Raw genomic sequence first — 10,973 nt, 5'->3', positions numbered from 1 at the left:
GTGCGGGGGGCCCGGCCTTTCTCAAAACCCCCCCCCCCGCCCCCCCCGCCCGGCGGGGCGGGGGGGGGGGGGGGGGGCGCGGGGGGGGGCGGGGGCCGGCGCGGGGCCCAGGCGATCGCCTCGCAATCGGCGGTCGCGACCGGGTGTCCCTATGTCTCGCGATGCGCGCTGGCCGATCAGCATTGCTGCGAGGTTCTGCCTGAGCTACGCAAGGTGGGCGAGACGCATCTGGCCGCCTGTCACAAGGCGGAAGCCGTGATGGCGTTGCCGCAATTGCCCGTCGAAGGTTAGCGTCCGCGCCGGGATTGGCGTAGGTTGGGACAACAGAAGGTCGGGGAGTTACGCATGCTCAGGAAATTATTCGTCGTTGCATGTGCCGCTGCGTTTGCTGCGGCACCGTTGCCGGTACTGGCGCAAGGCAAGAAGGACAGCGTCGTCATGGGCATGACGCTGGAGCCCCCCGGGCTCGATCCGACCAACGCCGCCGCAGCGGCGATCGCCGAAGTCACGCTCTACAACATCTACGAGACGCTGACCAAGATCAACGAAGACGGCTCGACCTCGCCATTGCTGGCGGAGAGCTGGACGGCCTCGCCCGATCTGAAGACCTATACGTTCAAGCTGCGCAAGGGCGTCAAATTCCACAATGGCGAGCCGTTCGATTCCGCCGCGGTGAAGTTCTCGTTCGAACGCAATGCTGGTGCCACCAGCACCAACAAGGACAAGAGCCTGTTCCAGAGCTTCGAGTCCGTTGCCGCGCCCGACGCCGACACGGTCGTGATCACCCTGAAAAACCCCGAGCCGAACTTCCCGTTCTTGATGGGGCAGGCAAGCGCCTCGATCGTCGAGCCGAAAAGCGCGCCAACCAATGTCACGCAGCCGGTCGGGACCGGACCTTACCAGTTCGGCGCCTGGGCCAAGGGGTCGTCGATGACCCTGAACAAATGGGCCGACTATCGCAACGCATCCGCGATCAAGCTCTCCAAGGTGACGATCCGTTTCATTTCCGATCCCGCGGCTCAGGCCGCGGCGCTGCTCTCGGGCGACGTAGACGCTTTTCCGCGCATCGCGACTCGCGTCGTTGCCCAGTTCAAGGCCGACCCGCGCTTCACGGTGCTGATCGGCGGCTCCAAGGCCAAGACCATTGTCGCCATCAATCATCGGAAGAAGCCGCTCGACGACGTCCGCGTTCGCCGCGCGATTCTCGCTGCGATCGACCGCAAGGCGATCATCGAGGGGGCCGTCGAAGGATTCGGCACGCCGATCGGCAGCTTCTACACGCCGGGATCGCTCGGCTATGTCGACACCACCGGCATCAACCCTTACGATCCCGAAAAGTCCAAGAAGCTGCTCGCCGAGGCTGGAATCACCGCGCCGCTCGAGCTGTCGCTGAAGCTGCCGCCGCCGCCCTATGCGCGGCAAGGCGGCGAGATTGTCGCGGCCCAGCTTGCCAAGGTCGGCATCATCGCCAAGATCGAGAACGTGGAATGGGCGCAATGGCTGTCGCAGGTGTTCGCGCCCAACGGCCCGCATAATTTCGACCTCACCATCGTCAGCCACGTCGAGCCCTTCGACCTCGTCAAGGTCACCGAGCCGGACTACTATCTCGGCTACAACAACGAGGCCTTCAACGCATTGTACAAGCAGATCGTGTCAACGCCGGACGACACGGCGCGTGCCAGGCTTCTCGGCGACGCCCAGCGTATGCTGGCAACCGACGCAGCCTCCGCCTACTTGTTCCAGCCGCAATGGCCCACCGTCGTCAGCAAGAAGCTGAAAGGCGTCTGGAAGGAAGTCCCGCAGTTCGAGAACGATTTCTCGACATGGAGGTGGGAGTAGCGTCGCGCAGGTCGATTGCGCGATTTCGGTGACGATCTCTCCCAAAGGAAGAGATCGTCACGAGACCGGTCCAAACAAAAACCTGAAAAACAACCCCATGCACAGTAGCCGGGGATAGTCATTTCAATGGCTTGCGCGTCACGCGAATTGAAATGGTTTGCGGCGATGCCGTTGACGCGTCGGGCAAAACACTGGCATGATGGCATGATCGAAGAAGGCCGCGGCCGCTTGGTTTGATTGCGCCGGCCCGATGCTCCCCCGACTTTGAACGTTCGGAACCCTCATGCGTTAGCTCGGCGCAGGATGGCCGCAGGCCGTGCGATCCGGCGCGAGGGTATGCGGAGTTCGATTCTTGCTCAAGCTGTACAGGTGGCCATCCGACGACTGGCAGAAGATCGGCGCGGAGATGCCGTCCGAGATCATCTGGGCTGATCTTTTGGACGCGACCGCTGAGGAAAAGCAGTTCGTCGAACGATTGCTCGGGATACGCGTTCCGTCCGAGGATTCGCTCAGCGAGATCGAAGCGTCGAGCCGCCTGATCCTCGACAACGGCACGCTCTATCTCAGCTCGCCGGCGGTCCGGCTCAACGAGGACAGCGAGGCCGAGATCACGCCGGTGGGATTCGTCATCGGCCCGCGCGTGCTGGTGACGGTGCGCTTCGCGCAGTTGCCGATCTTCGACGACATCGGCAAGCGTATCGGTTCCGATGACAGCCTGGAGAACGGCATGTGCGTGTTCACCAGCCTGGTCGAGGCCATGGTCGACCGCGGGGCCGATGTTCTTGAGCATCTCGGCGCGAAGGTCGACAGGCTCTCGCGGGGCGTCTTCAAGGGCGGGCTCGTCCGCACCAAGCGGCCGGTCCGCTCCAGCCGGCGGATGCGCGAGGCGCTGGAGAACATCGGAGAGCTGGCCGATCGGCTCGCCAAGGCGCGCGATGTCCTGCTTGGCGTCGGCCGCGTCGCCTCGTTTGCCGGCGATGTCGGGAGCGAGTGGATCACGCCCGCGTCGAAAAAGCGTCTCGAGGCCGTCTCGAAGGATGTCGCTTCGCTCGGCGATTACGAGACGCGATTGTCGGACAAGATCCAGCTTCTGCTCGATGCGGTGCTCGGCTTTATCAACATCCAGCAGAACGAGCTGTTCAAGATCCTGACGATCGTCTCAGTCGTGGGCGTGCCGCCCACGATCCTGGTCGGCATCTGGGGCATGAACTTCAAGCACATGCCGGAGCTGGACTGGACGTTCGGCTATCCGCTGGCCTGGCTCGCCATCATTGCTAGCGGCGTGCTGCCGCTGATCTGGTTCAAGCGGCGCGGCTGGTTCGAATGAAATAGCGGCGCACCGTTCGACAACGGTGCGCCGCTCTTCGGGATCAGGCGATTTCGACGGCGAATGTGCCGATCCAGTCGCGGGCGAGCGTCACATCCGCTTGCGACAATTGATGGCCGGCCGGCAACACCTTGTGTTCGACCCGCGCTCCGGCTTCCGACAACAGCGAGGCAAGCTTCGCCGAATTGTTCGCCGGAACGATCGGATCAGCCTGCCCTGACAGAAGCAGGACGGGCTTGCCGCCGAGCTCGGCCTTCGGCGGATCCGACAGCGGCACCATGGCGCGGAGCAGGATCGCGCCTGCCAGCACATCCGGCTCCAGCAGCAACAGCGCGGTTGCGATGTTGGCGCCGTTGGAGAAGCCGACCGCGATCGGCGCGGCGATGCCGTAGCGCTGCCGCGCCTCGCTGACGAAATCGCCGAGTTCGTGCGCGCGGCGGCGCACGTCGTCCTCGTCGAACACGCCTTCGGCAAGACGGAGGAAGAAGCGCGGCATGCCGTGCTCCAGCACGCGGCCGCGCGGCGAGAGCAGGGCCGAGCCGGGCGAGATCATCTTGCCAAGCCCGAGCAGATCGTTCTCGTCGCCACCGGTGCCGTGCAGCAGCAGGAGCGGAGGGGAGCCCGCGCCGGTCGCGGGCTCGAAGCGATGGACGAATGAATTCTCGGTCACGACACCCTCTCTTCCAAATTGGGCAGAACACCCTCGATCTGCTTGCGCTGCGCTTCGAGGAAGCTCGGCAGCTTCAGGTCGCGTCCCAGCGTCGCGACGGGCTCGTCGACGGCGAAGCCGGGGATATCGGTCGCGATCTCGAACAGCACGCCGCCAGGCTCGCGGAAGTAGATGGAGCGGAAGTAGTTGCGGTCCCTCTGCTCGGTCGGATGCAGGCCGTGATTGCTCACGAGCCTTTGCGCCATCTTGCCCTGCTCGGCATCGTCGGCCGCGCGGAAGGCGATGTGATGCACGGAGCCGCCACCTTGGTGCCCGCGCAAAAAGCCCTTGGCCTCGTAGATGTCGACGACGCTGCCTTCGACGTCGCCCGGCGCCTTGAAGCGGATCACCGAGCCTTCGCGCGCCGTCTCCTTGAAGCCGAACACGTCGGTGAGGACGGCCGCCGTCTTTGCCGCGCTGTCGAGCAGCAAGGTCACGCCGTGGAAGCCGCGGATCGCATGCTCGGCGGGGACGTCGCCATTGCTCCAGCCGGGCTCGCTCTCGGCACCGGGAATGCCCACGAGCGCGAGTGCCATGCCATCGGGGTCCGTGAACGGCAGCACGGATTCGCCAAAGCGCTTCTCCAGCGCCTCGTAAGCGATGCCCTTCTCGACGAAGCGCTGCGTCCAATAGCCGAGCGAGCTTTGCGGCACGCGGAAGGCGGTCTGGTGCGTCTCGCCGACGCCGCGGCGCCCGGCCGGCACGCCGGCCCAGGGAAAGAAGGTCAGGATGGTGCCGGGGCGGCCGGTCTCGTCGCCATAATAGAAATGATAGGTGCCGGGATCGTCGAAATTGACCGTCTTCTTGACGAAGCGCAGGCCGAGATCACGGGTGTAAAAGCCGAAGTTCCTGATGGGGTCGCCCGCGATCGCGGTCACATGGTGCAGTCCAGACATCGTCGTCCTCCTGAATTCGGGGAGCGGTCTTGCTCTGACCGGAAATATCGTTCCGCTTTGGATTGGAGACAATCCATGCAAATATGACGTCTATGTCTACGATTTGGAAACAATTGCCGGCGCCGGCCCGTGGATAAGGTCGCCAGCCTCCGGGCCTTCGTAAAGGTGGTCGAAAGCGGCAGTTTTGCCGAGGCGGGCCGGCAGTTACGGCTGTCGCGCTCGGCGATCAGCAAATACATCGCCGACCTCGAAGAAAGCCTCGGCGTGCAGCTCCTGAACCGGACCACGCGCCATGCGAGCCCGACCGAGAACGGCCAGCGCTATTTCGAGCGCGCGGTTGTGATTCTCTCGGAGATCGAGGCGGCCGACCAGGCCGTGACGCAAGCCCAGTCGGCGCCGCGCGGCCTGTTACGCGTCAACGCGCCGATGTCGTTCGGCACCCTGCGGCTCGGGCCGGTGCTTGCCGATTTCATGGCGCGGTATCCGGAGCTGCAGCTCCAGCTCGTGCTCAGCGACGATCTGCTCGATCCCGTCCAGGACGGTTTTGACGTGACCTTGCGCATCGCGGAATTGGAATCGTCGAGCTTGATCGCGCGAAAAATCATGCCGGTGGCGCGCATGATCTGCGCTTCACCCGATTATCTCGCGCGTCACGGCACCCCAAAACATCCGCAGGATCTGCGCGGGCACGCCTCGCTGACCTACGGCTTCCTGCTCACGGGCAATCAGTGGAAGCTCACCGGCATCGACGGCGATCACTGGATCCAGCCGGCCTGGTCGCTCTGCGTCAACAATGCCGAAGTGCTGCGCGATGTCGCGATCAAGGGCAGGGGGCTCGCGCTGCTCCCGGAGTTCATCGCCGCGGATGCTTTGCGAAAGGGCGAACTGCGAACGGTGCTGGACGAGTATTCCGCGCCGCCGCTCGCGCTCTATGCGGTCTATCCGCCGACCCGGCATCTGTCGGTGAAGGTGCGGCTGTTCATCGATTTCCTGGTGGAGCGGTTTGGCCGGGATGACGAAGCGGGTGTGCGAACCCGCTAACGGGGCGCAGGGCTATGAGCGCACGACCAGATTTTCCCTAGTTTTCGATCTCGAACCGAACCGCGACATCCTCGCCAACGCGCGCAAGCCTACGCGCTCGTGTCCTCGCAATCGCAGATGAAAAGTCGTGGACCATCTCCTTGACTTCGGGCACCAATTTGGCCGTGTTCACGACTTTGATTACATAGGGAGGTTTGAGGGCGTTCATCCCGCCTCCAAAAATCGAGTCTAGAAAAGCTCCCACAATGTCGCCATGCCATTCGGGCGCCCCTATCGCAATCTTAAGCGCCAGTCGAAAGTCCTGAACAGTTTTCCAGCTGCTGCCGTCGAGTTTTATTTCGTGCATCGTCATTACCGGGGGGATCGTCTAGTTGACCGTACGATCTTCGGCAGGCCAGAGCAATTCATCCAGCGTACTCATCGAAGCATTTCGAATCGCGGCGAGCTCGCGTGCGGCGCTCTGGGATTCGGGCGAGGACATCGAGGCTGCTGCTTGCTCGACCTCGCTGCAGCGCTCGAACAGGCGGACCAGGCCGAGCGCGCCGGCGGCGCTGCCGAGCTGGTGCGTGGACCGCGCGAGCTGCTTGCGATCGCCGGCTGCGGCGGCTTCGATAATGTCCGTGATCAACTTCTCGCTGGTCTCCCGCAACAAATGATGGAGTTTTGCGATCTGTGCCGCGCCCAGCAGCTCCTTCTGGTCGGCGAGGAAATGCCGGTCGATCAATGCGCCTGCGGCGAGTTGCGCCGCGGCTGGCTGGTTCTGGGCATCGTCCTCGATCGCCTCGCGCAGCGCATTGATCAGGATCGGTTTGCTGACGATTCTGGCAATGCCTGCGTCTGCAAGCCGCTCGCGGGCGCGGCGCGACATGTCGGCGGTTACCGCGATGATGCGCGGCATGGTCGGCAGACCGAGCTTTCGGATTCGCGATGCCGCCTCGACGCCGTCCATGTCGGGCATGTGCAGATCCATCAGGATGATATCGAACGCGTGATCGCGGGCGAGTGCGATGGCCGACGCGCCGTTCGTGGCAATGGTGGCGTGGTGGCCGAGCCTCTTCAACATCGCTTCGCCGACCTCGCAATTGACGGGGTCGTCGTCGACCAGCAGCACGCGGAGCTGCCGCGATGGCGGCTGGTCCGCGCCTTGCGCGATGCCGCTCGCGGCGAGGCCAAGCGGGACCTCAAGCATGAACGAGCTGCCCGCACCCGGCGTGCTCGCTACCGTCAACTCGCCGCGCATCAGGCGGGTGAGGCGCCGCGCGATCGCCAGTCCGAGCCCGGTACCGCCGAACCGCCGCGCGATGCTGTCGTCGGCCTGGACGAAATCCTCGAAAATCCGCTCGTGCATGTCGGGCGCGATGCCAATGCCGGTATCGCGAACGGTGATGCGCAGCAGGACATGATCGTCATGTCCGTCGGCCGTTGCGCTCAAGCCGATGCCGCCGCGCGGGGTGAACTTGATCGCGTTGCCGATCAGATTGAGCAGAATGCGATTGAGCCGCACCGGATCGCCATGCACGGAGGTATTGACCGTCGCATCGCAGGCGAGATCGAAGGTCAGGCCCTTGCCGAAGGCCTGCGGACGCATCAGATCGGCGGCCGTTTCGATGAGCTGGTCGAGGCGGAAATCGCGGGTCTCCAGAGTCTCGGCGCTGGCCTCCAAGCGCGCATATTCGAGGATGCCGTCGACCAGCGCGATCAGCGTTTCGCCCGACGCGGCCGCGGTCGTGAGGTGGCGCCGCTGCGCTTCGCCGAGGCTGCCGTCGTCGAGCGTTTGCAGCACGCCCATGACGCCGTTCAGCGGCGTGCGCAGCTCGTGGCTGACGACCGCGAGAAAGCGCGATTTGGTCTCGTTGGCCGCGACCGCCGCGCTGCGCGCGCGCTCGGCGGCATCGTGCTCGGCAAGGGCCTGGTCGCGGGTCTTTTCCAGTTCGGAGGTGCGCTCGATCACCTTGCGCTCGAGCGTCGCATAGGATTCGCGCAAGTGAGCGGCCATCCGGTTGAACTGATCGCCCAGCGCCTCCAGCTCGTCACCAGTCTTGATCGCGAGCCGCAGGCCGAGGTCGCCACTGCCGATCCGCCGCGCGCCTTGCGTCAGGATCTGGATCGGCACGGTCATGCGCCGGCTTAGAAACAGAGAGACCAGCACCGCACATGCCAGCAGGATGACCAGGAGAAAAGTCGAGCGTCCGATCGACGCATAGATCGGCGCGTAGGCTTCGGTGAGCGGCAGCTCGACGAACACCAGCCAGCCCAGCGAGGGGACCGTCGCGTAGGTCGACAGCACGCGTTGACCGGACGGATCTTCCTTGACCAGGCCGCCGGCGGGCGGCCCGACGCCATCGAGCGCGGCGCGCACGTCGGCATGGCCGGAGAGATCGCTGCGACGCAATGCCGGCCACAAATCGGGATGCGCGATCAACAACCCCATCCGATCGACCACATAGGCCTTGCCGGTGTTGCCGACTCTGATCCCGGCGACGAGGTCCCAGATGAAGCGAAGATTGACCTCGGCGACAATCACATCCGGCGTGAGGCCCGTTCCGCGCGTGGCGAGCGTCATGAACGGCTCGGTGTCGCCGAGGAAGTAGACCGGCCCGTAATAGGCGCGGCTTTCATTGGCGCCGCGGAAGGCCTGCGAAGCGGAGAGGTCGGCCTTGCTGCCGATCCTGTCCGCGACACGGCGCGACACGCGCACCTGCTCGCGGCCTTGGGCGTCGAGCTCGGCGATTTCCGCAATCGCGGGCGAGAGGCGCAGGAGGCGGATGGCGTTCAGACGCTGGTCCTCGTTCGTGGACAACTCGGGGGGCAGGCGCGAGAGCCACCTGATCTGGTTTTCGATCTGGCCGATGAACTGGCCGATCTGGATGGCGGCGCTTGCTGCCTGCTCGCGCTGGGTCGCCGCCAGGAGCTGCTTCTGCTCGCGATAGGAGAACCAGACGTCGAAGCCGGTGTTGATGGCGAGCGCGGCAAAAGCGAGTGCGACGATCGAGTAGAGATATTTGCGGAACAGCCGGCCGGGAGGTGGCCGCAGATCTCCCTGGTCGATCGTCTCGTTCACTCGCGGATCTCGTCGGCGCGCGCGAGCAGCGTGAATGGGATCGTCAAATCCAGCGTGCGGGCGACCGTGCGGTTGATCAGGAGCTCGTATTTCCGCGGCGACTGCACCGGCAGATCGCCGGCCTTGGTGCCGCGCAGGATGAGATCGACATAGTCAGCCGAGCGCACTTCGAGCGTCGGCCCGTAGCTCATCAGCCCGCCCGCATCCATGAAATAGTAGAACGGGTAAATCGTGGGCACGCGATATTTGGCCGCCGCGGCCACCGCAGCCTGCCGGTGGACCACCAGGAAGCTGTCGACCAGCGCAATCATCGCCGCCTTGGGCGCTTCGGAAAAGGGCCTGACGGCTTCGTCGATCTCCGATGGCTCGCTGACGGGGGCGGGGACCACGGACACGCCGGACAGTGCTGCCTCTTGCTCGATGGAATCGAGGAAGAAGCGGCCGCCGCGAGGCGTGGTCGCCGGGTTGTACAGGATACCGACGCGCGCAAGATCCGGCACGGCCTCCCGGATGAGCTGAAGCCATTTGCCGCCCATCTCGGCGCTGCTGTTGGTGAATCCGGTCACGTTGCCGCCGGGATGGGCGAGGCTTTCGACGAAGCCGTTGCCGACGGGATCGTTGGCGGTCGCGAACACGATCGGGATGGTTTTGGTGGCCGCCAGGACTGCTGCGGTTTCGACGGTTGAGCCGGTCAGGATCACATCCGGCTTGAGCGCCAGCAATTCCTGGACCGCGGTTTTCAGTGTATCCGGCGCACCGAAGGTCGAACGGAGCTCGAGGCGGAAATTGACGCCTTCGACCCAGCCTCGCTGCCTCAAGCCCACGATGAGGCCGCCCAGGCGGGAGGTCGGGCTGTCGATCATGCTCCTTCTGGTCAGTTCGTCGTCGAGCGGCAATGCCGTCAGCGATGCCACGACCCGCACGCGATCAGATGCTGCGCCGAGCGCCAGCCACCCCGCGGCGGTTGTGCCCGCAAGGCGAATGAACCCGCGGCGATCGACCGCGAGAGCGGAAGGCCGTTCGGTCATGACATTCTTTGCATGGTGGCTTGCCCCAACCCGATGCTTAGCGCGAACGGCCGGCATCCACAATTGATGAAAAAATGCGTTTGTGACTGCTCGTTCGCAGCGTTTGGCGGCCCGATACCGTATTCCTACGCCGCCAAAGAGTCGCCGTTTCGAGCCTCGTCTCCTCCGTGACACCTTGTAACGCACCGCGGCGTTGCAACATTTCCGTCTCGGTCGTGATGACGGTTCGGGGAGGCCGATTTCGTAGCTGCCGATTTTTGAAGCGTTGTTTCATACTTTTTCGAAGGTTTTCGATGCGCAAAATCTATCTCGTTCCGGCCCTCGTCGGCCTGCTCACCACCGTTGCAGCGGGACCCCTTGCGGCCCAGGGCGCCGTACCGAAGCAAAAAGCTGCGCCGGCACCGAAAGCCGCCGGTGCAGCTCCCGCAGCAGCCGGTACGCCGGTCGCCGCCGGCGCGACGTCGGCAGCCGCGGCCGAGACAGCGGCCCCGGACGACAAGTCCAAGGCGACCGATTCCAAGGCGATCGACGGCTTCCGCTCCGCCAAGTTCGGAATGAACGAGGCCGACGTGCGCGCGGCGATAGCCAAGGACTTCGGCGCAAAGCCCGACGCCGTCAGGGCGCAGGACAATGCGTCCGAGCTGACGCACAGTCTGCTCTATTCGGCGCCCGAACTGCTGCCGAACGGCGGCACCGCCGAGCTTTCCTACGTGTTCGGCTACAAGTCCAAATCTCTGATCCAGGTCGGCGCGGTCTGGTCGAAAGGCACCGACGCGACGATCACGCCGGAGAAGCTGTTCTCCAACGCCAACATCCTGCGCGCCCATTTCCTCAGCGAGGGCTTCAAGCCCGACTCCATCGCGGTCAACATGCCCGTCAACGGCGGCATCGTGATGTTCCGCGGCAGTGACGCCAAGGATCGCTCGGTCATCCTGCTTCTCCAGGGCACGTTCGAGAACAAGGACAACAACCAGCGCGTGCTGACGCCGACCAGCCTGCTGCTGTTCTACGTGGCCGACGCCAAGAGCCCCGACATCTTCAAGCTGCCGCCCGGCCAGTTCTGATGCCGCGC

The 10,973-nt window shown here is 64.5% G+C and carries 9 protein-coding genes and 1 pseudogene; 5 read left to right on the top strand and 5 right to left on the bottom strand.

Annotation, left to right across the window (positions count from 1 at the left end; all coding sequences use genetic code 11):
• Positions 1-96 precede the first annotated feature (96 nt).
• The 3 genes and pseudogenes from AC0L30_RS04745 to AC0L30_RS04735 all read left to right on the top strand — a co-directional run.
• Positions 97-291: pseudogene (locus AC0L30_RS04745) on the top strand (peptide ABC transporter ATP-binding protein); the annotation flags it as partial.
• Between the two features lie 54 nt (positions 292-345).
• Complete coding sequence (locus AC0L30_RS04740) at positions 346-1,839, top strand: ABC transporter substrate-binding protein (protein WP_473403887.1); 1,494 nt, start codon at positions 346-348, stop codon at positions 1,837-1,839.
• 352 nt (positions 1,840-2,191) lie between these two features.
• Positions 2,192-3,166 carry a magnesium transporter CorA family protein gene (locus AC0L30_RS04735; protein ID WP_219680993.1) on the top strand — a complete coding sequence of 325 codons (975 nt, stop codon included), beginning with the start codon at positions 2,192-2,194 and terminating at the stop codon, positions 3,164-3,166.
• Between the two features lie 43 nt (positions 3,167-3,209).
• Here AC0L30_RS04735 and AC0L30_RS04730 read toward each other — a convergent pair whose 3' ends face one another.
• Together AC0L30_RS04730 and AC0L30_RS04725 are read right to left on the bottom strand one after the other, a co-directional pair.
• The gene (locus AC0L30_RS04730; RefSeq protein WP_007593191.1) at positions 3,210-3,836 is read right to left on the bottom strand and encodes an alpha/beta hydrolase; all 627 of its coding nucleotides are present in this window, start codon (positions 3,834-3,836) and stop codon (positions 3,210-3,212) included.
• Entirely contained in the window at positions 3,833-4,771 is a 939-nt protein-coding gene (locus AC0L30_RS04725) for a ring-cleaving dioxygenase (protein WP_007593189.1), read from the bottom strand. The genes AC0L30_RS04730 and AC0L30_RS04725 overlap by 4 nt, the downstream gene beginning before the upstream one ends.
• Before the next feature lie 129 nt (positions 4,772-4,900).
• Here AC0L30_RS04725 and AC0L30_RS04720 point away from each other — a divergent pair, with 129 nt between their 5' ends.
• Positions 4,901-5,812 (top strand): LysR family transcriptional regulator, encoded by a 912-nt coding sequence (locus tag AC0L30_RS04720; RefSeq protein WP_007593186.1) that lies wholly within the window; start codon positions 4,901-4,903, stop codon positions 5,810-5,812.
• 37 nt (positions 5,813-5,849) lie between these two features.
• On the opposite strand, the gene AC0L30_RS04715 is transcribed toward AC0L30_RS04720, so the two are convergent.
• Genes AC0L30_RS04715 through AC0L30_RS04705 form a run of 3 tightly spaced genes read right to left on the bottom strand, consistent with a single transcriptional unit; the run spans position 5,850 to position 9,901 of the window.
• Positions 5,850-6,164 (bottom strand): hypothetical protein, encoded by a 315-nt coding sequence (locus AC0L30_RS04715; protein ID WP_035993050.1) that lies wholly within the window; start codon positions 6,162-6,164, stop codon positions 5,850-5,852.
• Positions 6,165-6,179: 15 nt separating this feature from the next.
• Positions 6,180-8,873, bottom strand: a complete 2,694-nt coding sequence (locus AC0L30_RS04710) for a hybrid sensor histidine kinase/response regulator (protein ID WP_007593183.1) — start codon at positions 8,871-8,873, stop codon at positions 6,180-6,182.
• Positions 8,870-9,901 carry an ABC transporter substrate-binding protein gene (locus AC0L30_RS04705; RefSeq protein ID WP_473403886.1) on the bottom strand — a complete coding sequence of 344 codons (1,032 nt, stop codon included), beginning with the start codon at positions 9,899-9,901 and terminating at the stop codon, positions 8,870-8,872. The genes AC0L30_RS04710 and AC0L30_RS04705 overlap by 4 nt, the downstream gene beginning before the upstream one ends.
• Positions 9,902-10,194: 293 nt before the next feature.
• Here AC0L30_RS04705 and AC0L30_RS04700 point away from each other — a divergent pair, with 293 nt between their 5' ends.
• Entirely contained in the window at positions 10,195-10,965 is a 771-nt protein-coding gene (locus AC0L30_RS04700) for a hypothetical protein (protein ID WP_473253398.1), read from the top strand.
• The last annotated feature ends 8 nt before the right edge of the window (positions 10,966-10,973 follow it).

This window comes from Bradyrhizobium sp. MI1.11 (genome assembly GCF_055811255.1).
The sequence above is the reverse complement of the archived record's forward strand: the minus strand, read 5'-3'. Positions and strand labels throughout refer to the sequence as shown.